The sequence below is a fragment of the Nocardiopsis sp. RV163 genome (assembly GCF_001029525.1).
Taxonomy (GTDB): domain Bacteria; phylum Actinomycetota; class Actinomycetes; order Streptosporangiales; family Streptosporangiaceae; genus Nocardiopsis; species Nocardiopsis dassonvillei.
Map to the genome: position 1 here is coordinate 1 of NZ_LEKI01000044.1, position 12,859 is coordinate 12,859.

General features: G+C 72.6%; 16 protein-coding genes and 4 tRNA genes. 5 read left to right on the top strand and 15 right to left on the bottom strand.

Annotation, left to right across the window (positions count from 1 at the left end; all coding sequences use genetic code 11):
- Positions 1-248: 248 nt before the first annotated feature.
- Entirely contained in the window at positions 249-677 is a 429-nt protein-coding gene (locus ABD54_RS10550; RefSeq protein ID WP_047869276.1) for a hypothetical protein, read from the bottom strand.
- Entirely contained in the window at positions 674-1,180 is a 507-nt protein-coding gene (locus ABD54_RS10555) for a sigma-70 family RNA polymerase sigma factor (protein WP_327136708.1), read from the bottom strand. The genes ABD54_RS10550 and ABD54_RS10555 overlap by 4 nt, the downstream gene beginning before the upstream one ends.
- 445 nt (positions 1,181-1,625) lie before the next feature.
- Here ABD54_RS10555 and ABD54_RS10560 point away from each other — a divergent pair, with 445 nt between their 5' ends.
- Positions 1,626-2,120, top strand: a complete 495-nt coding sequence (locus tag ABD54_RS10560) for a DUF3145 domain-containing protein (RefSeq protein ID WP_047869278.1) — start codon at positions 1,626-1,628, stop codon at positions 2,118-2,120.
- Positions 2,121-2,178: 58 nt separating this feature from the next.
- On the opposite strand, the gene ABD54_RS10565 is transcribed toward ABD54_RS10560, so the two are convergent.
- From ABD54_RS10565 to ABD54_RS10580, 4 genes are all read right to left on the bottom strand, one after another.
- Positions 2,179-2,679: a DUF1707 domain-containing protein gene (locus ABD54_RS10565; RefSeq protein WP_047869279.1), complete on the bottom strand. Its 501-nt coding sequence runs from the start codon at positions 2,677-2,679 to the stop codon at positions 2,179-2,181.
- A 115-nt stretch (positions 2,680-2,794) separates the two neighbouring features.
- Positions 2,795-3,553 (bottom strand): 3'(2'),5'-bisphosphate nucleotidase CysQ, encoded by a 759-nt coding sequence (locus ABD54_RS10570; RefSeq protein ID WP_200904085.1) that lies wholly within the window; start codon positions 3,551-3,553, stop codon positions 2,795-2,797.
- Positions 3,554-3,600: 47 nt separating this feature from the next.
- Positions 3,601-4,653: an ATP-grasp domain-containing protein gene (locus ABD54_RS10575; RefSeq protein ID WP_047869281.1), complete on the bottom strand. Its 1,053-nt coding sequence runs from the start codon at positions 4,651-4,653 to the stop codon at positions 3,601-3,603.
- Between the two features lie 291 nt (positions 4,654-4,944).
- Positions 4,945-5,475: a YbhB/YbcL family Raf kinase inhibitor-like protein gene (locus ABD54_RS10580; protein WP_047869282.1), complete on the bottom strand. Its 531-nt coding sequence runs from the start codon at positions 5,473-5,475 to the stop codon at positions 4,945-4,947.
- 344 nt (positions 5,476-5,819) lie between these two features.
- On the opposite strand from ABD54_RS10580, the gene ABD54_RS10585 reads away from it, so the two are divergent.
- From ABD54_RS10585 to ABD54_RS10595, 3 genes are all read left to right on the top strand, one after another.
- Entirely contained in the window at positions 5,820-6,785 is a 966-nt protein-coding gene (locus tag ABD54_RS10585) for an LLM class F420-dependent oxidoreductase (RefSeq protein ID WP_047869283.1), read from the top strand.
- A gap of 164 nt (positions 6,786-6,949) precedes the next feature.
- On the top strand, positions 6,950-7,495 hold the full coding sequence (locus ABD54_RS10590) for a glycosyl transferase (protein ID WP_047869284.1): 546 nt from the start codon (positions 6,950-6,952) through the stop codon (positions 7,493-7,495).
- Positions 7,496-7,679: 184 nt separating this feature from the next.
- The gene (locus tag ABD54_RS10595; protein WP_047869285.1) at positions 7,680-8,171 is read left to right on the top strand and encodes a hypothetical protein; all 492 of its coding nucleotides are present in this window, start codon (positions 7,680-7,682) and stop codon (positions 8,169-8,171) included.
- A 31-nt stretch (positions 8,172-8,202) separates the two neighbouring features.
- Here ABD54_RS10595 and ABD54_RS28535 read toward each other — a convergent pair whose 3' ends face one another.
- The 8 genes from ABD54_RS28535 to ABD54_RS10625 form a co-directional block, all read right to left on the bottom strand.
- Entirely contained in the window at positions 8,203-8,349 is a 147-nt protein-coding gene (locus tag ABD54_RS28535; RefSeq protein ID WP_200904086.1) for a hypothetical protein, read from the bottom strand.
- Positions 8,350-8,443: 94 nt separating this feature from the next.
- Positions 8,444-8,953: a TetR/AcrR family transcriptional regulator gene (locus ABD54_RS10600; protein ID WP_235432028.1), complete on the bottom strand. Its 510-nt coding sequence runs from the start codon at positions 8,951-8,953 to the stop codon at positions 8,444-8,446.
- A gap of 350 nt (positions 8,954-9,303) precedes the next feature.
- Complete coding sequence (locus ABD54_RS28540; protein ID WP_200904087.1) at positions 9,304-9,474, bottom strand: hypothetical protein; 171 nt, start codon at positions 9,472-9,474, stop codon at positions 9,304-9,306.
- A gap of 186 nt (positions 9,475-9,660) precedes the next feature.
- Positions 9,661-9,734 (bottom strand) — tRNA-Val (locus tag ABD54_RS10605).
- Between the two features lie 30 nt (positions 9,735-9,764).
- Positions 9,765-9,836: transfer RNA gene (locus ABD54_RS10610), tRNA-Cys, on the bottom strand.
- A gap of 47 nt (positions 9,837-9,883) precedes the next feature.
- Positions 9,884-9,956: transfer RNA gene (locus ABD54_RS10615), tRNA-Gly, on the bottom strand.
- A gap of 70 nt (positions 9,957-10,026) precedes the next feature.
- A tRNA-Gly gene (locus tag ABD54_RS10620) sits at positions 10,027-10,099 on the bottom strand.
- A 157-nt stretch (positions 10,100-10,256) separates the two neighbouring features.
- Positions 10,257-10,691: a roadblock/LC7 domain-containing protein gene (locus ABD54_RS10625; protein ID WP_047869286.1), complete on the bottom strand. Its 435-nt coding sequence runs from the start codon at positions 10,689-10,691 to the stop codon at positions 10,257-10,259.
- Between the two features lie 384 nt (positions 10,692-11,075).
- Between ABD54_RS10625 and ABD54_RS10630 the strand changes: the two genes are divergently transcribed.
- Complete coding sequence (locus ABD54_RS10630; protein ID WP_047869287.1) at positions 11,076-11,918, top strand: aminotransferase class IV; 843 nt, start codon at positions 11,076-11,078, stop codon at positions 11,916-11,918.
- A 99-nt stretch (positions 11,919-12,017) separates the two neighbouring features.
- On the opposite strand, the gene ABD54_RS10635 is transcribed toward ABD54_RS10630, so the two are convergent.
- Complete coding sequence (locus ABD54_RS10635) at positions 12,018-12,440, bottom strand: SsgA family sporulation/cell division regulator (protein ID WP_013154284.1); 423 nt, start codon at positions 12,438-12,440, stop codon at positions 12,018-12,020.
- Positions 12,441-12,859: the final 419 nt, after the last annotated feature.

Genomic DNA, 12,859 nt, shown 5'->3' on the forward strand with positions numbered 1-12,859 from the left:
CAGGGACACGTCCGGTGCCTTTCACCGAGGGGGCGGGCCGCACACAGTGATAGCAGCGAGGGGAGGGTGCACGGGAGGGGTCGCGTCCGCCTCCGCGCAACTCGGCTCACGCGAACCCGTACGAAGCCGGTCGAAGGACCATCATCAACAGCCGGTTCGTGTCTGCCTGCAACCAGGGTTCGACCTTCCCCGTTTCTGTGACGGATGTGATCACCGCCCGCTGGCCGGCTGGCCCGCTGGCCAGACGGTCAGACGGTGAACCATCCGGTCACCACCGCGGGGCGTCCCGCTCTGAGCAGCGCCAGGCTTATCGGACCGCGGGCCAGCCCCGACAGTGCGAACCCGCCGTCCTCGCCGATCCGCAGTTCCGCCCCGGAACCCGGGCGGCGCACGCGCAGGAGCGCGTGGTCGTACTCCCCGCTGGCCAGCCCCGACAGCGAGCGCAGCCGACCGTGGGCGTGGACCCGCACGTCCAGGGTGAGGTCGCCGTGCTCGAATCGCAGGGAGGTGACCAGCGCGCCTTCCGCCTCCCCCTCCGCCGAGCGCAGCACCTCGCCCGCCGGAGACCTCTCCCCGGTCAGGGCCGCCACGTCGGCGCCGTCGTCGCCGCGGTCGAAGGCGGCCAGCGCGGCGGCGCGCCCCGCCAGGGCCGGTGCCGGATCGTCGTGGTCGCTCATGTGGGTTCCTCCAGGAGGCGGCGGAGTCTGCGGAGCATACGGCGGCGCTGGTTCGCGGCGGTCCGGGGGTGGACCCGGTCGTCGGAGGCCCCCGGGTCGGACGGGGCCGGCGGCGCGGGCAGCCCCGCGGCCCCGTCGAGGTAGCGAAGGGCGGCCCGCCGCTCTCCGGGGTCGGTGAGCCGCCGGATCGCGCGGTGCAGCTCCTGGTGCTCCTCCTTGCGCAGGTACTGCGCCTCTGGCCCCGGGTCCTGCGATAGCGCGTCCCTCCGGGTGAGGCTCTGGGGGTCGACCGGATGGTCCCGGGCGCTGTGGCGGCGCTGTCGGCCGCAGGCGTCGTGGGCGACCCTGCGCAGCCAGCCGCGGAGCCGCTCGGGGGAGTGCAGGCGGGGCAGTTGCTGGTTGAGGGTGAGCCACACCGTCTGCACCGCGTCCTCCCGGTCCGGTGCGGACAGCCGGTAGGAGCGCGCGATCGCGTTCACGACCGGCAGGTGCCTGTCCACGATGGCCTCCCACGCCCTGTGCTCGCCCCGGCAGGCGCCCCGTACGAGCTCGGCGTCGCTGGGGGCGGCGTCGGTTACGCCGGGGCCCTGGTCCGGATTGGGCCCGGCTGTATCACCGCCGGTTGTGGCCGGAACCGGCAATGGTGGGGGTGCTTCCTCCCCGGAAGAGGTCGAAAGTACGGTTTGAGGAGGTGCCTGGGTGTCATGGATGTCCTCGTGCGACTGGTCTGGCACACCCGCCCCCACTATGATCGGACTCCCGCTCGCCGGGGCTCACGCTAGCTTTCGGGGCTTTCGGAGGTGGGGGGAACGCTGGAAAAAGCAAAGTGAGCGCTGGTTCTCAAGGTGCCCTTGGGGCACAATGGGGCAAAAGCATTCAGGCGGGTATGCAACCTTCTCGTGGTACGAGGGCGTCGGGGAAGCGCACTCGTTCGTATCAGGAGGTTCGGTGTCCGCACGTGGCGTCTTGTACGTCCACTCCGCGCCGGCGGCGCTGTGCCCACACGTCGAGTGGGCGGTCGCGGGCGTCGTTGGAGTACCCGTGAAACTCGATTGGGTCGCCCAACCCGCGGCACCCGGCAACCACCGGGCCGAGCTCAACTGGCAGGGGAAGCCGGGTACCGCGGGCTCGGTCGCCTCGGCGCTGAACACGTGGCAGCGCCTGCGGTTCGAGGTGACCGAGGAGGGGTCGCCCGGCTGCGACGGCGTGCGCTACAGCTACACGCCCTCCCTCGGTATGTTCACCGCCCTCACCAGCGCTGCGGGCGAGGTCCTCGTTCCCGAGGGCCGACTGCGCCTGGCGGTGGAGCGGGCCGCGGCCGACCGCACCGAGCTGGCCGCCGAGATCGAACGCCTCACCGGCCGCGCCTGGGACGAGGAGCTGGAACCCTTCCGCTACGCGGGCGACGGCGCCCCGGTGCGCTGGCTGCACGCCGCGGGCTGACCCCTCCCGCCGCGCCCGGGGTGTCGGCCGCACACGCGGGGGGAGGGGGAGCGCCGCGTCAGGGCGGCTCCCCCTCGCTGGGCCAGATGGCGGAGGCGAGCAGGACCGCGGCCCAGATGCCCAGCGGCACCAGCGGCCAGTAGGGTACGAACTCGCCGCCCATCAGGCTGACCACGCCCCACACGGTCGTCAGGATCACCGCCACACCCGTCCACCAGCGCCACTCGTCGCCCCACTCGCGCCAGGGGGCGCCCAGGAGCGACAGGTCGTCCGCGCCGGGGGGTTCGCGGCCGTCCCGGGGGCCGTGCCCGGAGCCCGGATCGGCGCCCTGCCGCCCGTCCGGGACCCCTCGCGCCGCGGACGTGGACACCGGCAGGTCCTCGGTCAGCGGGCGCAGTTCGCCGAGCAGCACCGCGCCCAGCGCCAGACCGACCCGGCGGTCGTACTCCTCGTGGTCCAGACGGCCCTCGACGAACGCGGTGGTGAGGCGGTCCACCGTGAGGTCGCGTTCGGCGTCCGAAGCGCGCATCCGGTGCAGCGGCAGGCCTTCGTCCTCCACTTCCCACCCCCAAGACGCGAGTTGGTGACCACACGATACGCGCCGCACCCGGTGTGGAAAAGGGATACACGGAAAGTGAGCCGACGCACCCGGTCCACGGCCCCGGGACGCGTTCTCAGGAGCCCAGCCAGCCCGAGACGGCCCGGCACACCGAGGGGTCGGCGGCGCCCACCAGCCCGGTGTGCTCGTAGGGACCCCGGTAGTCGAACGGGCTCCCGTCCAGCCGGGTGACCAGACCGCCCACCTCCTCCAGGACCAGGGCGGGCGCCGCCACGTCCCAGTCGCGCACCGGCACGTCCTTGACGAACAGGTGAGCGGAACCATCGGCGACCAGGCACAGCTTCAGCGAGATGCTGCCGCTCTCCAGGTACCCCCCGTAGCCGAAGCGGTCGCCGACCCGGCGGGCGATCCCCTCCGGCCGCGGGGTGTTGTCGGTGAGCACGCCCCGTCCCGGCGGCGCGGGCCGCGGGGGCGGCAGGAGGCGCCCGTCCCTGCACGCGCCCCGACCGCGCACGGCCGTGTAGAGGGTCGCGGTCTCGGGGGCGAACACGGCGGCCGCCTCCGGCCGCCCCCCGTTCACCAGCGCGACCTGCGTGACGTACCCGGGGAACCCGTGGACGTAGCTGGCGGTCCCGTCGACGGGGTCGATCAGCCAGTACCGGTGCGGACGCTCGCCGCGCAGCGAATCGGGGTCCTCCTCACTGACCACCGGGGTTCGGCCGTCGATCGCGGTGAGCCTTTCGGACAGGGCCCGGTGCGCCATGGCGTCGGCCCGGGCCTTGAACTGGCCGCCCTCCCACACCCCGCTGCGCGCTTCCGCGTCGGAGCGCCACTCCCGCAACAGGCCGCCGACCTCCAGAACCGCCGACGCCATCGCCTGGACCAGCGGGCGCGCCCCTGCGGTCCCTGTCGCGGAGCCGGTCAACGCACACGCACCGGAACGACCGGGACCGGCCCCGTGCCGCCCGCGGAAAGCTGCCGGGGCACCTCCGCGCCGACCGCGGGGGCGGGGGAGATGCCGTGGGAGGTGAACTCCGCCTCGCTGACGAACTCGTCCGTCCACCGCCGCACCATCGCCACCCCCTCGCGCCAGTCGTCCTCCAGGCGGGGCCCGTCCGCGACGGCCTGCCGCAGCAGTCCCGTGATCTCGTCGACCCCGGCCGCCGAGGTTAGCGAGGCCGTGGAGGAGAAGCGCGGGTTGATCTCGAAGATCCTCGGCCTGCCGTCCGCGTCCAGGCACAGCTGCACGTTGAAGGGGCCGTCTGCCCGCATCGCGGACTGGACCGCCCGGCAGGCGCGGGCCACCTCGCGGTGGCGCCGGGTCACCGCGTACCTGGTCACGCCCTGCTTGAGGACGACTTCCTTGGGCACCACGGCCTGGACCACGCCGTCCCGCCACACCACCACGGACACCGTGTACTCGGGGCCGCCGACCAGCTCCTGGACGATCAGCTCGTCCGCCGCGTAGCCGCCCTCGGACACCACCCGCGCCATGTCGCGGACCGAGTCGATGACCACCACCCCGCGGCTCCCGCGTCCGCAGCGCGGTTTGACGATGAGGCCGCCGGGCGCGGAGTCCGCGGCGCCGCTCGGCCACTCCGAGGCCAACCAGGTACGCGGCACGCCGATCCCGGCCTCCTCCAGTTCGCGCATCAGCACGTACTTGTCCAGGCAGGTGGTGACGAAGTCCAGCCGGGGCAGCAGCACCTCCACGCCGTCCTTGGCGAGCTCGCCCACCCTGACGAGCTCCTCGTCGACCAGGGGGACGACCGCGACGGCGCCCTCGTCCGCGCACAGCGTCCGCATCCTGGGCAGGAAGGCCTCGCTGCCGCCCGGCGGCACCAGGTAACCGCGGTCGGCCAGGTACAGGCCCGGCGCGGCGGGGTCCACGTCGGTCGCCACCACGCGGAAACCCTGTTCGCGCAGGTGGAGGATGGTCGCGGGTGTGGGAGCCGATCCTGCTGTCGTGACCACGACGGTTGGTTTGCTCGCAGTCTGCTGTGGCACCGGTCGAACCCTTTCCGACGTGGACGGCGGACTGGGGGGATGGTTACCGAGCCTAGACCTCGGGGTGCCCGATAGCCCGGAAGTGGCCGAATCCGGTTGTCGCGACAACCGAAAGGGCTCAATGCGCGTGTGTCCCCCGGCCCCGGAAGGACAGGGCCGAGGGCGGGCGGTGCGGCACGGACGCACTCGGCCCGCCCTCGACGCGTCGCGCGACTCCCGGACCCGGTTCCGGGCCGGGCCCCGCGCCCCCCGCGCGGGCTACTCCACCTCGTATACGGGGGTGATCATCGCGCGGCCCAGCGCGTGCGAGAACAGGTTGAAGCCGAGGAAGGCCGGGCTGGCCGACTCGTCCACCGCCAGGCTGGGCACGTCCACCGCGTGCACCACGAAGAAGTACCGGTGCGGGCCGTGCCCTGCGGGCGGCGCCGCGCCGACGTAGCGGTGTCCGCCCGCGTCGTTGCGCAGGGTGACGGCTGCCTCGGGGAGGCCGGAGCCGTCCCCCGCGCCCGCGGCCAGTTCGGTGACGTCGGCCGGGATGTTGGCCACCGACCAGTGCCAGAAGCCGCTGGCGGTGGGGGCGTCCGGGTCGAAGCAGGTGACGGCGAAGCTGCGCGTCCCCTCGGGGAAGCCGCTCCAGGCCAGGTGCGGCGAGACGTCCCCGCCTCCGGCGCCCATGATTCCGCTGACTTGGGCCTGGGGCAGGGTCTGTCCGTCGGCGATGTCGTCGCTGGTGACGGTGAACGACGCGACTTGGGGCAGGAAGTCGTAGGGGGAGGGTGGCGTGGCCACGAAGGGGCCTCCTTCGTTCGTCTGGGATGCGCTCGTACGGTCCGGCCGGGAGCGCCCGCCGTCGGCGGGGCTCCGGTCCGGGCCCTACGAACATACGCCCCAGCGGGCACACGCGTCCCTGGAGCGGCACGCCGTGTCGGGAGTGCGTTCGTCGGCGTGCCGGTCCGGAGCGGTGCGGTGCGCCGGGGGGAGGGGCGTGGCCCGCCGTTGCCCCGAGGGGTGCGGCGGGCGGCTTCCGGCGGCGAAGCGGGGAGGCGCCCCGAGACAGCAGACCGACCGGGCGGTACGGTGCTGCCAGCACGCAACGAGAACCGGATTCGGTTCCACACCGACAGGGAGTCGCCATGACCACTCGCTGGGGCATCACCATCCCGCTGGAGGGGGTCCCGCTCTCCGAGCAGCGGACCCTCGTGGAGCAGCTGCCGGACCTGGGCTACACCGACGTCTGGTCGGCCGAGGCCAACGGCACCGACGCCTTCACCCCCCTCGCCCTGGCCAGTGTGTGGGCCCCCCGGCTGCGCTTGGGCACCGCGATCGTGCCCGCCTACACGCGCGGCCCGGCCACCCTGGCGATGAGCGCCGCCGCCCTGGCCGCCGCCGCGCCGGGCCGCTTCGCACTGGGCGTCGGCACGTCCTCCAACGTCATCGTGGAGCGGTGGAACTCCATACCCTTCGAGGAGCCGTACAAGAAGGTGCGCGACACCGTGCGCTTCCTCCGCGCCGCGCTCACCGGCGCGAAGGTCAAGGAGGACTACGACACCTTCAGCGTCAACGGCTTCAAGCTCGGCGCGGTCCCCGAGCAGGCGCCCCCGCTGCTGGTGGCGGCGCTGCGGCCGGGCATGCTCCGCCTCGCCGGACGCGAGGGCGACGGAGCCGTCGTCAACTGGCTCTCGCCGGAGGACGTGCGCACGGTGGTGCCCTATGTGCGCCGGTACGGCGAGGACAAGGAGGTGGTCGCGCGGATCTTCGCCGTCCCCGACGCAGACCCGGACACCGCCCGGGGGATCGGCCGCCGGGCGGTCTCGGCCTACCTCAACGTCCCCGTCTACCGTGCGTTCCACGAGTGGCTGGGCCGCGATGAGCTCACCCCGATGTGGAAGGCGTGGGACGAGGGGGACCGCAGGGGAGCGCTGGCCGCGATCCCGGACTCGGTGGTGGACGAGCTCATCGTGCACGGCCCCGCCGAGTACTGCCGTGAGCGGATCCGGGCCTACGCCGACAACGGGGTGAACACGCCGGTCGTCGCGCCCATCGGCCCGCCGAACGCGGACCCGGCCGCTGTGGTGCGGGCGCTGGCGCCGCGGGGCTGAGGGGCGCGGTGAGGACAGCACGAAGCGGAAGGGCCCCGGAGTCCCCCGCTTACCACGCTAGTTCCCGGCGGACCGGCCGAGGAAGGCCGGTCTGGCGCCTGTGGACTACCGCTTCGCGGACCGGGCTTGACCCTCACGCGGCGTGAGCCGGGACGCCGGACCGCATGGGCGATTTCTTCGACGCTTTCGAGGTGGGACCCGTGTCGGAGCGTGGGCCGCGGGCGGTCGCGCCGCAGGTGTTCCGCGGTATCTACGCGATGCCGGTGTTCGTGACGGTTCCGACGTCGGACCTGGCGGCGTCGACGGATCTCTGGGTGCGGGGGTTGGGCTTCGTCGAACTGTTCGGCGTCCCCGGGCAGGTGGTCCACCTGCGCCGGTGGGCGTTCCAGGACGTCCTGCTCGTGCTCGCGGAGACCGGTGCCGAGCCGCCCGAAGCACCGGCGATGAGCGTGAGTTTCCTGTGCGTGCTGAGCGAGATCGATCCGCTCGTCGAGGCGTGTTCGGCGCTCGTGCCGGGCGGTGTGACCGGGCCGCAGGACACACCGTGGCGTACCCGCGACGTCGAGGCGACCACCCCCGAGGGCGTGCGGGTCGTGTTCACCGCGGCGCTGGAGTTCGACCCCGACAGCTCCGAGGCGCGCGACCTCGCCTCCGTCGGGATCCTCGCCCCGGGAGCGGAGGTGAAGGGCCACCATGCTGTCCATGGTTGAACGCGAGCGAGACGTCCGCGACGACGTCACGGTGGGCACGGCCGCCGGGCTGGTGGGAGCGGCCGGAGCCCTTCCGCCCGGACGACCCCGTACCGATCCCGGCCGTTCGTACACCGCTGGTCACGGGGCGGGCCGATACGGTAACAATGGTGCGACGCCCCCGCCCCCTCGAAAGGCGCCCGCCATGAGACGAATTCCGCTGTCCGCTCCCCTGCTGGCCCTGCTCCTCGCCGCCACCGCCTGCTCCGGCGAGGAGGCACCGGAGGGGACCGCGGGGCGGGCCGAGGAGAGCGCCGACGCGGTGGAGCCGTTGGACCCGGACGCAGAGGCCCACGTGCGGCGCGCCGCGCAGGGCTTCCTCGCCTCCCTGACGGCCGCCGACGAAGAGGCGGGCTGCGCGCTGATTGACGAGGCCGCGCGCACGGTGGTGGCCGACGAGCACGGGGCCGAGGACTGCCCGGCGGCCTTCCCGCTCTACGCCGAGTCGCTCCGGGGCGGTGAGGGCATCGAGGTCGGCGAGGTCACCATGAACACCGACTTGGAGGGGGAGGTCCCCATCGCCACGGTCGCCCTGGTCTACCCCGGCGAGGACCACGGGCCCCTGGAGATGCGCCGCGACTCCGACGACCAGTGGGTGGCCACCCGCCTGCCCGCCACCTCCCCGGGCGGAGCCTGAGGCCGCCCGGGCCCGCGGCGCCGGGCCCGGCTCAGCTGAAGAACGCGTAGCCGAGGACCATGCCCACGACCACGACCACCACGGCCGACAGCGGCCACAGCCACTGGGCGATCCTCTCCCTCGCCGAGGGCCTCCGCCCGTCCTCGCTCTGTCTCTCGGTCTCTCTCGCGCTGTTCACACCGTCCGGCTTACCAGACGGCGGCTCCGGCGGGGTCACGGCTCGCCCGCCTGGTCGGCGCAGGCCCGCGCGCAGGCGTCGACCTGCTGTTGGATCAGGGGCGCGTACAGGTCCAGCAGCTCCTCCCGGGATGTCTCCTCCTCCGGGAACATGCCCAGGACGCGGATGCCCTCGGCGAGACCGAGCATTTAGCGGGAGACGGCGCTGGCGTAGCGGCGTCCGGGGTGGTGTCCCCGAGCAGGGCGCCCACGCTGTCCAGGAGTTTCGCGCGCACCTCCGCACGGGAGCGTTCGGGGTCGGGGGACTCGCGCACGTGGGCGGTGGTGGCCAGCCAGCCCTCCGGCGCGCCGTGCTCGCGGCGGGCGATCACCTTGCGCACCAGGGCGCGGCCGATGGCGGAGCGAGGCAGCTCCAGCTCTGCCAAGGGGAGGTCGTGCGGCCCCACATCGTTGAAGAGTTCGGCCTTGCTGCCGTGGTGCTTGATCACCAGGGGGGAGCCCCCCGCGGCGGCGGCGATGTCGCGGACGGTCACCCCCTTGTAACCGTGCTCGAAGAAGAGCCGCCGCGCCGCGGCGACGGCGCCGCGGCTGTCGGTCCCGGTCACGCTTCCACCTCCCGCTGGTCGCGCGCGGGCCCCTCGCCCGCTGCGGTGGGCAGCGTACGGGGTTCGGCCGTGTCCGCGACGGAGGGGGCGCGTCCCGGGACGAAGGCGCCCACCAGCAGCACACACCGGTCGCGGACGCGATCGGGGCCGGGGACACCGGGACCGCGGTGGAGGAGCCGCGATCCCGCCTGTGGGCGGTGGTCGAGGACGTCGGGCGGGTCCGGGCCGCGTCACCGGAGTTCTCATCGGACGGGCAGCCCCGCCTTCCCCTTCGCAGGACCGCGACCTCGCCGGGGCGGCCCCTGCACCGGGTCGGTCGCCGGTCGCGCGGTCTCGGCGGGCCCGCGGCCCTAGCGGCGCCCGCGCTTCCAGCCCGAGCCGTAGCCCCCCGCGTGCAGCGCGAGGAACAGCAGCCCGGCGAGGGTGAGGGTCGTGGTGGTGACCAGGTCCTGGATGTTCTCGCCGAGCAGCTCCAGCAGCAGGGCGAGTCCGAACAGGACCGCGGCGATGGTGGCGAACACGGTTGCCTCCGGGGGTTGGGGTGGTGTTCGTCTACCCTCCGTGCGCGCGTGTAACCAAGCCGGTGTCCCGGTCGCGCCCGTGGCGGGGACCCGGAGGTCGGGGTTCCGGGGCGTCTCCCGGGGGAAACGACGAAGAGGCCCCGCTGGCGCGCGTCTACGCGCTAGCAGGGCCGCTTCGGAGTGAAGTGGGCGATACAGGATTCGAACCTGTGACCTCTACCGTGTCAAGGTAGCGCTCTAACCAACTGAGCTAACCGCCCTCATCGGGGGATGAGGTGAAGCTTGATGCGAGGCGGAGACGGGAATCGAACCCGTGTGCAGGGATTTGCAGTCCCTTGCCTCAACCACTCGGCCACTCCGCCGGAACGCGATGGGGGGCTGTCGAGTGACACCCATGCGGGCCTCTCCGAGCGGACGACGGGATTCGAACCCGCGACCCTCACCTTGGCAAGGTGATGCTCTACCAGCTGAGCCACGTCCGCGTGCGCCCCGGAGCGGGCTCCGGAGCCGGAACCGCTCCGCGACCCTGAGGGCGCGGAACGCTTCCGTTCGAGCGGACGACGGGATTCGAACCCGCGACCCTCACCTTGGCAAGGTGATGCTCTACCAGCTGAGCCACGTCCGCGCGGCGAGTCCGGCTTCCGGGGTTGGTCCCCGTCAGCGCCCCTCGCTGCGTTAAGAACTCTAGCGGATTCCCGGCCAAGCACGAAATCGGCCGGGCGCACCGGGCGCACCCGCGCCCCGCCGTGGCAGGTCCCGCCGACCCGCCGGGGCGGCGGGAGCTACTTCTTCTCCACGTGGGCCGGGGAGGAGGGCATGTCGGGTCGGGGAGGTGCCGAGAGGTACTGGCCGACCCTCTCGATCACCTTGTTCATCTCGTAGGCGATCAGGCCCACGTCGCTGTCGGAGTCCGACATCAGCGCCATGCAGGCGCCCTCCCCGGCCGCGGCGACGAAGAGGAAGGCGCGGTCCATCTCGATGATGCTCTGGCGGATGCCGCCCGCGGCGAACTGCTTGCTCGCCCCGCCCGCGAGGCTGTGCAGCCCCGAGGCGATCGCGGACAGGTGCTCGGCGGCGGGACGGTCCAGTCCGCTGGAGGTGGCCATGAGGAGACCGTCGGTGGACAGGACGATGGCGTGCTGCGTACCGGAGGCACGCGTGAGGAGATCGTCCAGCAACCAGCTGAGCTCTCCGCGGGCGGTACTCGGTGGGGTCATGTCTCTCTTTGCTCTGTCAGTGGTCGTGCGTGACGTGGGACACGCGCACTGCGGGCCGCCGCCGGGGTGCCTTGGGGGAAGCTCCGAACTCGGCTGCCACCGGTCCCGCATAAGCGTTGCCCAGATGATAGTCATTCGTAACTTATCTGTCCGGCCGCCACGGTGGATTCCGGGTGGGCCGCCCAGGCCGTCGAGCCGTGTGACCAGTCGCGATACCTCCGCAAAACAGGCACAGGTACTAGAGCATCGGCCGGTGCCGGTCACGGGACTTGCCAACCCGCCGTACGGAGGTTACGGAAGGAGCGTGCCGTGACACGCCGACGAGGTGGGAGGATCGTGCGGACACCGGCCCTACCTGGGCTCTTGAGAACGTGGGGGTGGCAGATGAAGGTGTGGATCGCGGGTGCCGGGTACGGTCGCGGCACCGTCGTCGACGAGAGCGAGGCGCGCATTCCCGTGGTCGACCACGGGATCACGGTGGGTGACGGGGTCTTCGAGACGGTGCGGGCCCGCGACGGCCGCCCCTTCGCCCTCACCCGCCACCTCAGGCGGCTGGCCCGCTCCGCGGAGGGGCTGGGCATGGCCGAACCCGAACTGGAGCTGATCGCCGACGGCGTCGCCCGCGCGTTGGCGGCCAACCCGGAGCTGTCCGACGCCCGGGTGCGCATCACGGTCACCGACGGAGCCGGACCCCTGGGCTCGGACCGCGCCCCGGGCGAACAGACCGCCATCGTGGCACTGGGGCCCTTCCCCGGGATCGCCCCCCACGCCGACGTGGCGACGGTCCCCTGGCCGCGCAACGAGTTCGGGGCCCTGGCCGGGCTCAAGACCACCTCCTACGCCGACAACGTGCGCGCCCTGGCCTACGCCAAGCAGCGAGGCGCCGGCGAGGCGCTCTTCCGCAACGTGAGCGGCAACCTGTGCGAGGGCACCGGCAGCAACGTCTTCGTGGTACTCGACGGCAGGCTGGTCACCCCGCCGCTGTCGGCGGGCCCGCTGGCGGGGGTCACCCGCGAACTCGTCCTGGAGTGGTTCGGGGGCGAGGAGGAGGACGTGCCCATGGAGCGCCTCCCCGAGGCCAGCGAGGCCTTCCTGACCTCCACCGGGCGCGACGTGCAGGCGATCCTGCGCGTGGACGGCCGCGTCGTGTCGGCCGAGCCCGGACCGGTCACCGTCAAGGCCGCGTCGGTGTTCGCGGAGCGCTCCGCGGCCGACATCGACCCCTGACCCCGGTGGCCGGGGTCGGACACGGCTGAGGGGGCGGCGCGTGGTGCGCCGCCCCCTCAGCCGTCGGGAGTGCTCCGCGAGGGGCCCGGGGCCCGTGGATCAGGAGTGCAGGTGCTGCTGGATCTCCTCGTCGAGGTTCACGAACTGGCCCTCCTGGCCCGCCGGAACGATCTCGTAGGTCCGGTGGAGGAACTCGGCCAGGGGAGAGACCTGGGTGTCGAACTCGGCCTGACCGAAGGGGGAGGAGAGCGCGATGCTCACACTGCGGTCGCCGTTGTCGTCCTTGGAGGGCCACACGCGGACGTCGCCCTCGCCGACCGGCCGCACGATGCCGACGGTCAGGAGCTCGCGGGCGAAGATCCACTCGACGGGGTTGTCCTCGCCGGTGTGGAAGGCCACCCGGATGGCGTAGGGGTCGTCCGCGCTGTAGTCCAGGCGCGCGACCAGGGGTACCGCCGTGCGTTCGGGGACCACGAGCCGCAGGCCCAGCTCGGCGGTGGCAGTGGTGTCGCTACTGTTCATGTTCGCCAAACCTTTTCTCGTCCGGCCTTGCTGTTGCGGCGCGGGTCGGTTGCCGTCTCACGGGCTCCAACGCGGCTTCCCGCGGAACATGACGTGAGTACGGAGGCTTTCTTGGTGGGTGGGACCGGAGGTCTCGCCGCCCAGGCGACGGGCCCGGCGTGCCGCGGTGCGGCGCCACGATCCTTCGTCACTGTAATGACCAGGACAAACCAAAGATTTCCCAATGTTGGGTGTCCCACGTCACGCGGAGGTAATGAAGGGGTGGTGTTCGACGGGTCCACGGGGGCGGGAACTCCTTATCACTGCGGGGATCGGGGGTGGGCGCGGACACTCCCGAGATTCCCTCGAAAGGTTAATGTGACCTCCGTCACATGGAACGGCGTCCGCCGAGGGCTTCCGTGTGCGTCGAGCACCCCCGA

Excerpts from the sequence above, each read along its gene's own strand:
- ABD54_RS10570 (WP_200904085.1), bottom strand. The coding sequence starts at position 3,553 with ATGGCGTCGGCGGTTCTGGAGGTCGGCGGCCTGTTGCGGGAGTGGCGC.
- ABD54_RS10550 (WP_047869276.1), bottom strand. The coding sequence starts at position 677 with ATGAGCGACCACGACGATCCGGCACCGGCCCTGGCGGGGCGCGCCGCC.
- ABD54_RS10630 (WP_047869287.1), top strand. The coding sequence starts at position 11,076 with ATGAAGGTGTGGATCGCGGGTGCCGGGTACGGTCGCGGCACCGTCGTC.
- ABD54_RS10595 (WP_047869285.1), top strand. The coding sequence starts at position 7,680 with ATGAGACGAATTCCGCTGTCCGCTCCCCTGCTGGCCCTGCTCCTCGCC.
- ABD54_RS10585 (WP_047869283.1), top strand. The coding sequence starts at position 5,820 with ATGACCACTCGCTGGGGCATCACCATCCCGCTGGAGGGGGTCCCGCTC.
- ABD54_RS10625 (WP_047869286.1), bottom strand. The coding sequence starts at position 10,691 with ATGACCCCACCGAGTACCGCCCGCGGAGAGCTCAGCTGGTTGCTGGAC.
- ABD54_RS10590 (WP_047869284.1), top strand. The coding sequence starts at position 6,950 with ATGGGCGATTTCTTCGACGCTTTCGAGGTGGGACCCGTGTCGGAGCGT.
- ABD54_RS10635 (WP_013154284.1), bottom strand. The coding sequence starts at position 12,440 with ATGAACAGTAGCGACACCACTGCCACCGCCGAGCTGGGCCTGCGGCTC.